Raw genomic sequence first — 14,897 nt, forward strand, 5'->3', positions numbered from 1 at the left:
GAAAAGGGGATGTGTGGGATGAGAAAAAGGATGGCGTCATTGGGTTGTTCGCTCGCTTTATCCGGTTCGTTACTGCTGATTCCGGCCGAGCCGAGCTTTGCGGCCTCCGGTCCGTCGTTGTCGTTTGATCTGTCCGCGCAAGGTCGTACGATTCATAACGCTTTTTCCGATATCAACGCTTGGGACTACGAGATCGATTGGACGACGAAAGCGGTGGGGAAGCCGGCGAATACATTCGCGACCCACTACCCGTTCGTCAAGAACGTTCAATTCATGACGGCAACCGGAGGCTGCTATGTCGGATACCCCGGCTGCAGCGCCAATCGGGACTTGTTCGCCGATCCTTCCGACCGCACGACGTTGACGGATTACGATTTTTCCCGGCTGATCGGCGCGCTTCATCACGTCGTGGATCAGGGGCTGAAGCCGCACATCAAAACCGGCAACATTCCGATGAAGCTGTCCGACGCACCGGAGGTCGGCGTGATGGAAGCGAATCTCAAGCCTCCTAGCGACTACAATCAGTACTACGCCTACATCAAGGCGCTGGCCGATGCGCTTGTCGCGGAGTTCGGGCTGGCGGAAGTGAAGACCTGGACCTGGGGCGTCTTTACCGAATACGAGAATCCAGAATGGTTTGACGATGGCGTGAGTCCTGCCTCCACCCAGACGGCCTTTTTCAAAATTTATGATTATACGGTCGCGGCGCTGGAGGCTGCGATCGGCGCGTCCAACTTAACGGTCGGAGCTCATAGTATGACCGTAACCGAAGGGTTGTGGGACGAGTTGGCCTTCATCGATCATGTCGCGGGAGTTGGTCCTAACGGCACGAACTATAAGACGGGGCTGCCTGGAACGCAGATCGATTTTCTGACCGTATCGTTCTACGATTTGAAGCCGGGGGTCCGGATGCCGGGTGGCAAAAGCCTCGTGGATACAATCGAGACGCTTCGCAAGCGCGCCGTCGCGAACGGGCTCGAGAACTTGAAGTATGGTATCGACGAAGGACGGATTAACTCCGGCTCCGATTCCAAGGCGCTGTATTCGCGGATCGTTGCCCACAGCTTCCAGGGCTCTTCCGACGCCAAGCAGTTCAAAACGATGCTCGACTGGAGCATCGACTGGTTTTCTGCTTGGGGGCTGAGCACGGAAGCGATCTGGGGCGGCGTGCCGGCAGTCTCGACGCATATTGCCAATCTCGGCTACCGCATGGTCGGCGACAAGCGACTGGAGGGCAGCTTCTCGGGCGCACCCGCTGACCCGAGCAATGAAGTGAACGGCGTAGCGGGCTATAACGCCGCGAGCGATACGGTTCATCTCATGATCTACAATCACAATAACGACATGAGTCGCACGACTGCGGAGACACCCGCCGTTACGCTTCGCAATATCGCTCCTGTCGCAGGCAATGCTGTTACGGTGAAGAAGTGGATCGTGGACGATTCGCACGGCAACTTCTGGCCGACCTGGTGGAACGACAAAGCGAACCGGGGAATTCCGGATACGGCGTATTCCTGGTCCAAGTATACGATGGAAGTGCCGAAAAGCCTGAAAAATACGGCCGACCAAAATTACTGGTACTCGCGGGAAGCCGATTACAAAGGGCTGGCAACTCTGACGCCAGTCACGACAACGGTGCCGGTCGTCGGCAATCAATTGACGTTGACGCCCGAGCTTGATCATCACGCCGTCGTCTTCTATGAGATTACGAACGCCCGCAGCGTGGGGACGACGGTTGTCGACGAACTGGACGACTGGAGCAAGGCTCAGTCTCACACTTCCGGGCTAGTACTCGACAAGTCGAACGCTTCTGCTCTTGGGGACCGCACCCGGGCGACGCGGGCGAATAACGGAACTACACCGCAAGCTATTATTTATCGCCTGGACGGAGCGACTCGGTTTAAGCTGAACGGATTGTTCGCGACTGACGAGGAGCCGGTGATCCGCAACTTCAAGTTTTATACTTCCACGGACGGGGCCAATTGGACGCAGCATGACGGATGGGGCTACGCGGATTCTCCGATCAACGAAGGGTATTGGACCAAGCGGGTGTATACGCTCACGAAGCTTGCTGACCCTACGAACTATGTGAAGGTCGAGTTCCCGACCGGGGGAGCGGTCGCATACAGCCCGCAAATCGGGCAGGTGCAAATTTCCGACGTTCCGTGGAATTCGGCTCCGATAATCGACGAGATGAACGATTGGACAAAGACGAGTGCGCACAGCTCTGGCTTGGTCTTCGACACGGCGCACGGAGCCGCATTGGGCGATTCCAGCCGGGCGATGCGCACCTCGACGGGTTCGACTCCGGAGTATGTGATCTATCGCAGCGAAGCAACGGACATTCAGCTGACGGCGTTGTACGCGACCGATAACGAACCGGGCATTCGCAACTTTAAGTTTTACGCCGCTAAGGACGGCGTGATGTGGGAGGAGCAGCAAGGCTGGCATTACGCGGATTTGCCGATCAACGAGGGGGCTTGGACGAAGCGCGTCTATACGCTGGGCAAACTTCCGACTGGAACCCGATTCGTGAAGGTCGAGTTTCCGACGGGAGGAACACTCGTCTACAGTCCGCAGCTTAGCCAGGTGAAGCTGAATACGGCTTCCATGGCCAACCTCGCGAAGGACGCCGCAGCTTCGGCGTCTAACACTGATACGGCTAACGGCTATGCCGCAGAAAAGGTCAACGACGGAGCCGCCACGACGGATTGGAGCGGCTGGGCAACCGATGGAACCGCGTTGCCGCAGTGGGTGCAATTGGACTTCGGAGCGGCTAAAACCTTCGGCCGGGTTGAGCTTTACACGACGTCGGGCTACGCGATTAAGGACTATCAGATTCAATATTGGAACGGCTCGGCGTGGGTCGATTGCTTGCCCGCGATTACGGACAATACGTTCGACCATCGGACGCATACGTTCTCGGCGGTAACCGGCTCAAAGCTGCGAGTGCTCGGCACGAGCGGACCGACGAACCAGCCGGACTACCTCCGGGTGAACGAGATCGAGGTGTACGCGGAGTAAGCGCGGCATAGAGCGGGGGGCAATTCGGATTAATCCGATTGGCTCTGTAACATCACCGAGTCATTTGTGGAGGCGGATGTATCTTCTTATGCGGAAGATGCATGCGCCTTCTTTTTTTAAATTCATATCAAAAGACATTCTTCCGTTCCATATAAATTCCCCTCCTCAACATGATTTCCATTTATAGTTATCCATGTTAACATAGGCAGAGGCCTTCAGAAGGTCTGGCTAATATGCTTCTACAAGGATGATAAATTAGTCAAACATCAAGCAATACCTATTGATAAGGATGATAAATGATTAGCGTTTAGGGGGAGTAGATATGATATTAAATAAAGTAATAAATCCAATCGCAATACAAAGTGAATATAAGGATTTTGTTGATAAGTTTATCAATAGCCTACTTGCCGAATTTAAAGGTAAGATCCATAGCATATATATGTGCGGCTCGATCCCGAAAGGAACGGCCAAACCTTTTCAGTCCGATGCCGATTTTACTATTTTGTGTGAGAATCCTAGCGATATTGATTATGAAAGCTTGCCCACTATTAAAGAGCGGCTTTTGGAACAATACCCAATCCTAACTAAGATTGATACGACCATTTGCTCGATTGACGATGTGTTAAGCAAACCGAATGAGTGGGGTTTTTGGGTGAAGATCATTTGTGTTTGTGTCTACGGCGATGACGTTGGCGAAAAAGTACCACCCATCATGATTTCTCCAGCGTTCATTTTAGACTTGAATACAGAGACCAAGGAGGAAGTAGATCGGATACATCGTTTGCTTGCTCATGCTAGTGATAACGAAATGAAAACCAGATATATGAAAGGTTACTCGAAGCGGTTGCTTCGTGCCTTATATTCGTTGGTTTTAGAGGATACAGGGGTATGGCAAGATGATATTCATACGATGAAGAATGCCATAGTAACCTATTGTGAGATTGACTCCGCTTTAGTTGAATATCTGTATGCATGTTACTTGGATAGTCATATACGTGTTGAAGAGTTCCTAGCAATTGCAGATGAAGTATATCGCTATTTTGAGAAGGAACTACATGCAATGGCTGCGAGACGGTCAAGTAAAGACCTTTGAAAGTCGAATCTGGTAACGGTCGTGCTGCAGCTTGACCTGAAGCCCCAGGCGGCCCCGGTATACGGGCGATGGGGCGAGAGGCGCAGAGAATCTGCAAGCGCCCATGCTAAAGTTTTCTTTACATTCCATATAGGCGCTAATCTATGATGTTAAGATGAAGGAAAAACATCATAGGGAGAATCGGCATGAATAAAATCATTGCTAGTCTTTTAATATTCACGTTAGTATGGACTGTGATTTTTTCGTCCATGGATAGGCATGTAGCGGCATCCGTTGAGGATGCGCCCAGGTTCGAAGCCGTCGATATAACGGATACGATAGCTACTTTGGAATGGGACCCCATAGACGGAGCGGTAAGTTATTCATTGCACATCTTCGGGACGGAGCTCTTTGGATTTACGACAGATAAGTTCCGTCATGAAGTGACAGGTTTGACGCCTAATATGGTGCAAGAAATGACGCTGTACTACCGGGATGCTGCTGGTGAGACGTTCGAGGTCAAGCATGAATTTACCACAGCTCCGTTGGTTTTGGCAGCTCCAGCTAATGTAAGGGCTTTGAATGTAACGACGAACAGTGCCGAAATCCATTGGGACCCTAATCCGTTTGCGACCCGATATGAGCTGGAAGTGAATGGCGAATTTGCAGGAGGCGTAGACCAGAGTTCGTATACCCTTAGCGATCTAACAGAGAATACGACCTATGAAGTAAAGGTGTACGCATCCAATGGTCTCCAGTATTCTGCTGCTGCTGAAATTGAATTCACAACAAAGGAAACCTCTTGGCCCGATGCTGCGGAGGTGAATCTGAGAGCAATGGATGTAACCGCTACGACTGCAAAGCTAGTATGGAATGAAATCCCTTCGGCGACTGAATACCGTTTAGTCGATGGGGAGGATTTTGAAGCGCGTGTGACTGCTGTTTCCTATGAGCTTAAGGATCTATCACCGAATACAGAATATGTCTTCGCATTGATTGCAAGCAACCCCATAGCGTCTTCAAGTGAATATACGGTTAGGTTCACGACTGCTCCAGCCCCGCCTACAGGCTTGAAAGCGACAACAGGCGATGGACAAGTGAGTCTGGCCTGGGCTGCAGCCCAGGGTGAGGGATACACTTATCATGTAAAGCGCAGCACTACGTCAGGTGGCTCGTATACGACCATAGCGGCAAATGTGACCGAAGCGAGCTACCGAGATACAACAGCAGTAAACGGAACGACTTACTATTATGTCGTCACTACGGTGAAGCAGGGATTGGAAAGCGCCCCTTCCAACGAGGGTAGTGCGCAACCAACCGCAATTGTTGTTGTGCCTATATCACCCGTGACAGGAGTTATCATACCAACCTCACCCATAACAGGATCAATACTAACGGAGGGGAATATATCCGGTTCATCGGATGGGAATAACCATACGGTCATCTTAAAGGTTTCCTCTACAATCGAAAAAACCGAGGATGGCAGAACCGTTTCAACGACTACCGTCGACCCGGCTGATTTGCAAAAAGCTATCGAATCCCTTAAGGCAACTTCAGGTAAACCCACAATTATCATTGAAGTACCTGGCAATGGGGAGACAACAAATGTCCTGCTTGGCGCTGGAATGATTGCCGAACTACAAGCTCAAGTTCCTTCTGCATTGGTTTCGGCACGAGTGGATAACGTGACTTACGATCTTCCTGTAAAAGCTCTCGATCTTCCGGCTATGGCAGAGAAATTAGGAGCGGAAGTGGAGGAGATGAACGTCAATGTTACGATTGATAAGGTGAGCAGATCGTCTCTTACCACTATTGAGCGTGCAGCGAATCAATCGGGACTGCGACCCATTTCTGAAGCGGTAGACTTCCATGTAACAGCAGAAGCATACGGCAATACAACATCGGTCGATGATTTTGGAGATGTATATGTATCCAGAACCATTACAATTAGTGAAAAAACTAACTCTGCTACGGGCGTCTTATACAATCCGACGTCTGGGACATTCTCGTTCGTTCCAACTACCTTCCAGACTGGCGAAGATGGGACAACGATAGCGACGCTGAAGCGTACGGGCAACAGTATTTACACCGTTGTTCAATTTACCAAAACCTTCGAAGATTTGAACGGACACTGGGCCAAAGCAGATGTAGAATTGCTTGCCTCCAAACTGGTGGTCAAAGGAAGGTCAGACGATCGCTTTGAACCTGAACAGGAGTTGACCCGCGCTGAATTTGCAACGCTCTTAGTACGAGCCATGGGGATCTCTGAGGACGATACGTCCAGATTTTCGGATGTCCAATCGACGGATTGGTTCGCAGGCGCAGTCAATGCAGCAGCGAAAGCGGGATTTATTGATGGTCTGGAGGAGGCTACCTTTGGACCACGTGTCAATATAACCCGTGAGCAGATGGCGGTGATGATCATTCGTGCCATGCGCTTTGCTGGCCAACAGCCAACTGCCAACATAGAAGACTTGTCCGTATTCACTGACAGTTCATTTATCAGCGACTGGGCTAGTGATGCCGTTGCTCGATCTGTGAGTGCGGGCTTGATTTACGGTAAAACAACGACTACTTTCTCGCCTAAAGAGAATGCTAGTCGTGCAGAAGCGACCGTGATGCTGAAGCGGATGCTGCAAGCGTTACAGTTCATTAACTAGCCATGAAGGCGGGCGTACTCAGATCGCGGCAAGCCGTCGCCTGCCTACTAACCTCTCCGCACTGCGGGGGAGGTTTTTTTGCATGGCTCTTTTTGTATTGACATATCGGAAAATATCGATATAATAAACGTTATGAATCCCATTGACGTCTTTAAGGCTTTATCGAATGAATCCAGGTTACAGATCTTGCAATGGCTCAAAGAGCCATACGCTCATTTTAAACCCCATGAAGGAGTGGATATGGAGGAGATCGGGGTTTGTGTAAGTCAAATAACCGAAAAGCTCAACATGACGCAGTCAACGGCTTCTCAATATCTTACGATATTGCAGCGAGCAGGATTGATCACAACAAAACGTATAGGCAAATTTACGTATTATCAGAGAGACGAGGAAGCCATACGCCAGTTAGCTCAGTATACGATGAGTGAGATGTAAGTGATAAGACGGAGTTCTTTCTTCAGAATTCTGTTTTATCTCGACCCTACAAATCGACAATTCGCGATATATCTTTTATTCAATCATATCGACATTTCGTGAATTGTGCATATTTAAGAAAAGGAGTTGAATTATTTTTATGTCGCAACGTTGGAAAGTTTACATTTTGGCCATTGTTAGCTTTTTGGTAGGGACGTCCGAGTATATTCTGTCTGGCATTTTAGATAAGGTATCCCTTTCTCTTGGGGTTTCCATTACTGCAGCGGGGCAACTAATTACGGTTTTTTCTCTCGTCTACGCTTTGGCCACGCCTATTCTTATGGCTATGACCGCAAGCATGGACAGGCGGAAGTTAATTGTTATGGGTCTGGGTTTGTTTGTGGTATCTAACATTCTCGCCGTTATTCTGCCTGGGTATGGATTGTTTGTGTTTGCTCGCATCATTATGGCTATAGGCGCAGGTGTAGTGGTTGTCACCGCATTAAATATTGCCGCCAAAATTGCCCCTGAGGGTAAGCAAGCAAGCTCTATTGCAACCGTCGTAATGGGCTTTACAGCCTCATTAATCATTGGCGTACCGCTTGGGCGCATTGCAGCGGATACGCTGGGTTGGCAATCTGTATTTGGGGGAATTGCCCTCCTCGGGATTATTGCAATGGTCATCCTTTCTTTCGCAATCCCGCGTGTGAAGGGAGATGCTCCGATTCCATTACCGCAACAATTAAGTTTACTAAAAAAGCCTAAGGTCGCATTGGGATTAGCTATCACCTTCTTTTGGCTGGGCGGATATTCGGTTACCTATACGTATCTTTCACCGTATCTGCTCGAAGTATCTGGCATAAGCGATAAATATCTGAGCGGGGCTCTGCTTGTATTTGGCATAGCTAGCATGATAGGCTCCAAAATTGGCGGCCTTAGCACGGATCGATGGGGAGTCCACCCAACATTGTTCAGTGGACTGATCCTCCATATTGTAATGCTGATTACATTGTCTCTTGTGACGAATACATTCATTGGCGTCATGGTCGTGTTGGTGTTGTGGTCGTTCTCCGCATGGTCATCTGGTCCAACGCAGCAATATCATTTATCGACGATTGAACCCGCAGCATCAGGTGTTATGCTTGGTCTTAATCAGTCTATGATGCAGCTTGCTATGGCAGCAGGCGCCGGTATAGGCGGGGTAGCTATTGAGACGGTTTCGCTAACATCGATTACATGGATTGGTGCTGCAGGGGTTGGGATGGCTATTATCGCTACGCTCATCTTATATAGAATGAATTCTCAATCAACTCAATCAAAGCTATTGCAGTATGACTAATGCATGATTCTCTCTCGGGTAACTTGTATAGCTTTACTTTTCAGGTCCTCGATCTCACGGATCAGTGAAGATAGCTTTTCTGAGTATTCACGCTTCAGCTCCAAGTCCTTCAACGAGACTAAATTGATTTCTATCGTCAGCAAGGCTGATTGTGCAGCTGCTTCGAACAGAATGGCTCCTATACCTAGATCGGAGATGACATTCTTGTTAGCCGATTCAGCAATGCTATGTGTGCACACCATACCAACCCGGCAAACCTCAATAAGACGAAGAGGGACGTCGATAGCATGAATTGTAGCTTCATGTAATGCGTTCTTACGTAGGAGCTTTTCTTCATCCGTCATCTTGGGGAGCTTTAAGGCATGCATGTACTTATTGAATGAAGTGATATCATCATAAAGCAATTGTTCGCATACTACGGTTAAGCTGCTCATCTGCTCGATAACTTCGGCGACCTGTGGCTGGATAGGAGCGAATTTCTCCCCCTGGGACAGGTTGCCTACCATTGAAGTCATCGATGCCCCGAGCGCAGCGATCAGAGCGGCTACACTCCCCCCGCCCGGAGTAGGGCTCGAGCTACCTGCCTGTTTTATAAAATTGCGGATCGAATCATCCCATATTGTATGATTCATTTTCATGCGCCTCCCGGAGTTGAATATCGATGGCTTTCAACAGGTTTTCGTATAGGATCGCAGTCGTCAAGGTTCCGACCCCGCCTGGAACAGGGGATATGGCTGCTACACAAGAACTTACGTCAGCGGCTACATCGCCAGCAATCTTCCCGCCCGCCATTTCATTTATTCCTGCATCGATGATGGCCAAGCTTGAATGAACCATAGTCTGAGTGACGACATCTGGACGCCCTACGGCGACAAAAGCTATGTCAGCATGACCAAGATGCGAAGCTATATCTGGGGTACGGGAATGACAAACGGTAACGGTAGCATTTTCTCGTTGAAGCATATGGAAGAGAGGTAGCCCGACGGTTTGTCCCCTTCCGACCAAGGTAACGTTCTTGCCTGCAAGCGTAAAGCCATAATGCTTCAGAAGCTTAATACACGCTTGGGGGGTGGCGGGGTAGAGGCCTGCAGAGCCTGTAACCGTTGCGAGCTTATTAGTAGGCGTAACTCCATCTACATCTTTGTTGGGGGAAATTGCTTTTTCAATACGGCTTGCTGAAAGGTGCTTTGGCAGAGGCAGCTCTAACATGATCCCATGTACAGAAGGAACTTCATTCAATTGAGTGACCAGTTGAAGAATCTTCTTCTCGGTTACATCTGCCTGGAACGAATGCAGTTGAAACGCAACGCCAAGCTTTTCAGCGATTTTTAGTTTCGCCTTGGCGTAGTACTCAGATGCAGGATCGCCCGTAATCAATATCGTCGCCATGAGAGGCTGAAGGCCATTCTTCTTCATTTCCTCTACCCTGGTTCGAATCGAATCATATACCTGATCCGCTGCCTCTTTGGCTTTCATGAGCACTGTCATTCGATTGCCTCCTTAACATATCTGGATAGTAACGAAAAAAAGCATCCACGGTGCCTCGTTAAATACGAGCAACCGCAGATACTTTTCCCCAGGCGAACGGACGTTTCAACTGTATGCTTCCTCGTGGTTCATTCCACTTTTTTCGCCAGTCACATACAGTGTTATGTAGTCCTTATCTTATCAGAGTTTCATTTGGATTGAAAGCATCCGCTTGACTTTGACGTTACAAGTCCCTACACGTTGCCGCGGATGAAAGCTGCGTTGGCACATGAATGCAATCATAATGTCAGGTATCAATTTATCCACCTAAGCCGAGAATACTCCCGTCTTCTATAAGCGGAAGATGAATCGGCGGTTTTTGGTGCTCTAAAGCGAACGTATGTGCTATAATTGGGGATATAGACCTTCAAATAAGGAGGCTGGTTCGTCCATGCTTAGACATAAAGCATTTAAGTTCCGCCTCTATCCGAATCCAGAGCAAGCCATGCAGATGCGGCGCACCTTAGGGTGCTCCCGCTTTGTGTTCAATCATTTCCTCGCCAAGTGGAACGAAACGTACGCTGCGACAGGCAAGGGATTGTCCTACCAGACGTGCGCAACTGCGCTTCCTACACTCAAGCAAGAGCTGCCTTGGCTCAAAGAGGTCGATAGTATAGCCTTGCAATCGGCTGTTCGGCAGCTTGCAGACGGCTTTCAGCGATTCTTCAAGCAACAGAATGGGGCCCCTCGCTTCAAGAGTCGTAAACATCCTGTGCAAAGCTACACCACACGCTATACGAACGGGAACATCGCTGTCAAATGCAACACACTTCAGCTTCCAAAGCTGGGAGCCGTCCGGTTTGCCAAGTCACGCGAGGTCGAAGGCCGCCTGCTTTCGGCCACGATACGCCTAGCCTCCAGCGGCAAATGGTTTGTCTCGCTCGTCTGCGAGGTGGACATCAAGCCGTTGCCGGTCTGTGAGCGGACGATCGGAATCGATGTAGGGCTGAAGTACCTGGCGGTGACCTCCGATGACGAGGTCGTTGCTAATCCGAGACACACACGACGCTATGAACAGCAGTTGGCGAAGTGGCAACGCCGGATGTCACGCCGCATGCGAGGCGGTAGCAACTGGCAGCGGGCGAAGATCAAGGTGGCCCGCATCCATGAGAAGATTCGGAACAGCCGACAGGATGTGCTCCAAAAGCAGACGACGAAGTGGATTCGTGAAAACCAAACGATCTGCCTCGAAGACTTGCGCATCGTGGAGATGATGACCAAGGGCAAGCTGGCCAAGCACATCGCCGATGCGGCCTGGGGCGAGATGCGCCGCCAATTACAGTACAAGGCGGAATGGTATGGACGGCAGATCAAGGAAGTTCCCTCTTTCGTCCCGACAAGCCAAACCTGTCATGTGTGCGGAGCTATCCATTCCGAGGTCCGGGATCTCGGTGTGCGAGCATGGGAATGCTCCGCCTGCCAGACCCGGCATGATCGAGATGGCAATGCCGCAAAAAATATAAAGGTGATGGCCGTCTGATACGGTACGGCACATTCCATGAACTGTGGGAACCACAGGGATCGCTTGGATCACTTTGCTCCAGAAGGTGCAATTACCCAAGAATCCCCCATCTCAGCCGGTTGCGGCAGGTGGCGGGAGTGTTCAACGCGCTATTATGCTTCATATCGAGCAGCATGAGCCGAAAATGAAGGACACCTGAGTTAGGAGATTGACGATGTACCTAACAAATAGCACAAAATATCAGGTAAGGCTTCCTTCGCTCTCGTAGAATAGAGAAAAAAGAGGCAAGCCCATGTACAATTTATCCGCCTACACCGTGGAATTAACAGGAACATGCTACGAGATTGGCTACAAGCAGGGCAGCATCATTTCCGAACATACGGCGCTCAAGCTCGCCTACACTCGCACGCTCGAGGGGTTTGGGCCAACCGAATACGAAGAGGCGGTCCGGCTGTTCGATGAGTCGTGCCCCGGCATTTCCGAGGAAATCGCCGGCTTTGCCGACGCCCTGCACATCCCTGCCGGGCAAATCGCTTATTACGCGGTGACCTATCTGCGGCCGCGTTGCAGTCAGATTGCTCTGCTGCCAGCCATGACGGCGCTGAACAAGCCATTGCCCGCAACTATGAGTTTCATCATCAGCTGGAGGATTTTGTGTTGGCCCGAACCTCTGTCACCGGCAAATACACGCACATGGGCACAAGCACGATGAGCTTTGGGAGAGATGACGGATTTAACGAGCATGGACTTGCGGTGACGATCCAACCACGCCGGAACAGTATCTCTGGGCTACCAACCATCCGGTGCTTCCTGCCTTGATCCCGTATGAGCCCCAGGCGGCTCCGTCCACTCCTCTTCCTTCTTTTCCGTTAGGGATTCAAATAGACAAGGAAATGAATCTATGCTAGTATGAATTCGCTTCCATTTGAAGTATTTCCTTAAAAAACGCGAACAGGAGAATCCATAAGGGAAATGATATCTAAATTATGGAAGAGAAGAAGGAGTATTATTTTAACCTGGCTCATCTCCTATTTGGTCATTTATGGGCTGAATATGTTGCTCAGTGTTGTAATCTATCACGAAGCGAGTCGAGCATTGAGGAATGAGATCCGCGAATCCAACGAAATGCTGATGGAACAGCTGCAAGAAGTGATGGATAAGCAGATGGCGGAGGTTATGCGCTTGCATCTCGCCATTACGCTGGACCAGCAGCTCCGATATTTGATATTCTCCAACCCATCCAAAGCCGAAGCCAAATATACGACGGCTCGAGTCATCGAGGAGTTCCGTGAGATGCAAGTGTTTAATGGATTGGTGGATCAATTCTACGTGTATTGGCAAGCCGAAGATTCTTTGCTGATGTCCGGGACGTATTGGACGAGCAGGATGGGATATGACAACTTGCATGCCGGCGGGCAACTGAGCTATGACCAGTGGCATGCGTTGCTCAACAAGCCAGGCTTTCGAGGATTTGTGTCGATCCCGCGTATCATGGCTGATGGTTCGATCGATAAGTCGTTGGCCTACGTCAGCTCATTGAGTAATGGCGTCAACACAATAGGCGCAGGCAGTATCGTTATTATGGTGGATGTCAATCGGTTGGCTCAGCGAGTGGAATTATTTAACCGCGGCGATGTGTTTATCCTGAACGGGGACAACGAGATAATTTTATCAAATTCGGATGAGGAAGGCGAGAGATTGACGCTTTCGAGCTCGTTCGAAGGAGAACGCGCTTTTTTCTATGAGAAATATAAAGGGACCGATTCGGAAGTGCTGCATATCCAATCTCGGACGGCCGATCTGAAATATGTGTCGATCATGCCGAGCAGATTGGTGTGGGAAAAAGCGGAGTATGTCCGCAAATTCACGTATATTAGCGTGCTGATCAGTCTGATAGGGGCTGGCGCCCTGACATATATGTTTCTTCGCAGAAATTACAGACCTGTACAGCAACTGGTCGAGATTCTCTCGCATTCGTCCAATGAAACGGGAAGCCTGGAATCCAATGAGTTTGGCTTTATTCAACGTGTGGTTTCGAATACGCTAAGCGAGCAAGAGCAAATCAAGCTCCGATTGAAGCTGCAAAACAACGTAATGCGTTCCAATACGCTGCTTCGATTGCTTAAGGGAAAACTGGACGGTCCCGTTCCGCTGGAAGAAGCCATGGCGACCTTTAACATTTTTTTTCAATCCGACGAATTTGCCGTCATCCTGTTGGCGCTTGAGGACGAGAACATGGCGATCGACCGCTTCCATCATGTGAGCCTCCAGGATAAAGCGGCGCTATTACGCTTTATTATCTCCAATGTTGTCCAAGAGGTGGCGGATCAGGATCAGATCGGTTATGTAACGGAAGTGGATCAGGGGCTGGCTTGTATCGTGAATTTCCGAACATCTGCCGATGACAAGAAAGAGCATCTGCTGCATATTGCTCAGGCAGCGCAACAATTTCTGCACACGCAATATCACATGGAGCTGATCATTGCGATCAGTGGCGTGCATGACTCGTTGATTGGCATCGCCCAAGCTTACCAGGAAGCCATAGAAGCGATGGAGTACAGGGTTGTCATGGGCAAAAAGGAAGTGATACTGTACGATGAGCTGCAACGTGCGATTCATGATCAGTCCAACAAGGCATTCTACTATCCGTTGCAAGTAGAGCAGCGATTAATTAATTGCATCAAGATTGGATCGTATGAAAAAGCGCAATCGGTGCTTGATGAGATCAAGGAACGGAACGTGGGGCAATCCGCGGTCTCGATCCAGCTCGTGAAATGCTTGATGTTTAACCTGATCAGCACGATTATGAAGACCACCAATGAAATGGGGACCAACGAAGATCGGTTTGTACACGATCATGTCTATTGGATCGATACGATCATGGAGTCGGATACGTTGCAAGGCATGTATGCCCAGTTGTCGCTGCTGCTCCGAGAGGTTTGCGAGTATATGGCCGTCAAGCTGTCGGAACAAGCCAAGCAATTGCGCCATCAGTCTGTCTCCGATAAGGTGGACCAAATTAGAAGCTTTGTCCGCGAAAATTATAACGATGCCAGTCTTAATATATCCTCGATAGGTGAACATTTTCAGCTCAAGCCAACCTATCTCTCCAGCTTGTTCAAAGAACAAACAGGGGAAGGTTTATTAGATTTTGTGAACCGGGTGCGAATCGACGAGGCAAAGCAGATCTTAAAAACGGAGGCATGCACTGTAAACGAGGTGGCCAAGCGCGTAGGTTTTAATGAAGCGGCCACATTTATTCGTGTCTTTAAGAAAGTCGAGGGCATAACGCCAGGCAAATTTAAAGCGATCGATTAAGGCATAGATAGACGATCCTTTTCAATGGATGATGGACAGGGGAGCCCTTCCGTATCGATTGAGAGGGATTTTTTTCGTTTG

Annotated in this window: 11 protein-coding genes, 1 pseudogene and 1 riboswitch; of the genes and pseudogenes, 10 read left to right on the top strand and 2 right to left on the bottom strand. The window is 49.6% G+C overall.

From position 1 onward, the window contains the following. Window positions 1-18 precede the first annotated feature (18 nt). From PA598K_RS13305 to PA598K_RS13325, 5 genes are all read left to right on the top strand, one after another. Entirely contained in the window at window positions 19-3,024 is a 3,006-nt protein-coding gene (locus PA598K_RS13305) for a discoidin domain-containing protein (RefSeq protein WP_185601917.1), read from the top strand. Window positions 3,025-3,346: 322 nt separating this feature from the next. Next, complete coding sequence (locus tag PA598K_RS13310; protein WP_128657442.1) at window positions 3,347-4,117, top strand: nucleotidyltransferase domain-containing protein; 771 nt, start codon at window positions 3,347-3,349, stop codon at window positions 4,115-4,117. A 185-nt stretch (window positions 4,118-4,302) separates the two neighbouring features. After that, complete coding sequence (locus PA598K_RS13315) at window positions 4,303-6,756, top strand: S-layer homology domain-containing protein (RefSeq protein WP_128657443.1); 2,454 nt, start codon at window positions 4,303-4,305, stop codon at window positions 6,754-6,756. A 132-nt stretch (window positions 6,757-6,888) separates the two neighbouring features. Continuing rightward, window positions 6,889-7,191, top strand: a complete 303-nt coding sequence (locus tag PA598K_RS13320; RefSeq protein WP_128657479.1) for an ArsR/SmtB family transcription factor — start codon at window positions 6,889-6,891, stop codon at window positions 7,189-7,191. Window positions 7,192-7,330: 139 nt separating this feature from the next. Continuing rightward, on the top strand, window positions 7,331-8,509 hold the full coding sequence (locus PA598K_RS13325; protein WP_128657444.1) for an MFS transporter: 1,179 nt from the start codon (window positions 7,331-7,333) through the stop codon (window positions 8,507-8,509). Here PA598K_RS13325 and PA598K_RS13330 read toward each other — a convergent pair. Continuing rightward, entirely contained in the window at window positions 8,506-9,141 is a 636-nt protein-coding gene (locus PA598K_RS13330) for a cyclodeaminase/cyclohydrolase family protein (protein ID WP_128657445.1), read from the bottom strand. The genes PA598K_RS13325 and PA598K_RS13330 overlap by 4 nt on opposite strands. Then, a complete protein-coding gene (locus PA598K_RS13335) occupies window positions 9,119-9,997 on the bottom strand; it encodes a bifunctional 5,10-methylenetetrahydrofolate dehydrogenase/5,10-methenyltetrahydrofolate cyclohydrolase (RefSeq protein WP_128657446.1) in 879 nt (292 codons plus the stop codon). Before PA598K_RS13335 ends, PA598K_RS13330 begins: the two co-directional genes overlap by 23 nt. Window positions 9,998-10,076: 79 nt before the next feature. Further along, window positions 10,077-10,160, bottom strand: a riboswitch (ZMP/ZTP riboswitch). A 59-nt stretch (window positions 10,161-10,219) separates the two neighbouring features. Between PA598K_RS13335 and PA598K_RS38865 the strand changes: the two are divergent. The 5 genes and pseudogenes from PA598K_RS38865 to PA598K_RS13355 all read left to right on the top strand — a co-directional run. After that, window positions 10,220-10,300 (top strand): annotated as a pseudogene (locus PA598K_RS38865) (DUF2268 domain-containing putative Zn-dependent protease); the annotation flags it as partial. Window positions 10,301-10,427: 127 nt separating this feature from the next. Continuing rightward, window positions 10,428-11,516: an IS200/IS605 family element RNA-guided endonuclease TnpB gene (gene tnpB, locus PA598K_RS13345; protein ID WP_128657447.1), complete on the top strand. Its 1,089-nt coding sequence runs from the start codon at window positions 10,428-10,430 to the stop codon at window positions 11,514-11,516. A gap of 274 nt (window positions 11,517-11,790) precedes the next feature. Next, entirely contained in the window at window positions 11,791-12,210 is a 420-nt protein-coding gene (locus PA598K_RS37915) for a hypothetical protein (protein ID WP_260405397.1), read from the top strand. After that, on the top strand, window positions 12,153-12,317 hold the full coding sequence (locus tag PA598K_RS39015) for a carcinine hydrolase/isopenicillin-N N-acyltransferase family protein (RefSeq protein WP_376739045.1): 165 nt from the start codon (window positions 12,153-12,155) through the stop codon (window positions 12,315-12,317). Before PA598K_RS37915 ends, PA598K_RS39015 begins: the two co-directional genes overlap by 58 nt. Before the next feature lie 153 nt (window positions 12,318-12,470). Beyond that, entirely contained in the window at window positions 12,471-14,816 is a 2,346-nt protein-coding gene (locus PA598K_RS13355) for a helix-turn-helix domain-containing protein (protein ID WP_128657449.1), read from the top strand. Window positions 14,817-14,897 lie beyond the last annotated feature (81 nt).

The organism is Paenibacillus sp. 598K (assembly GCF_003851045.1).
Lineage (GTDB): Bacteria > Bacillota > Bacilli > Paenibacillales > Paenibacillaceae > Paenibacillus_D.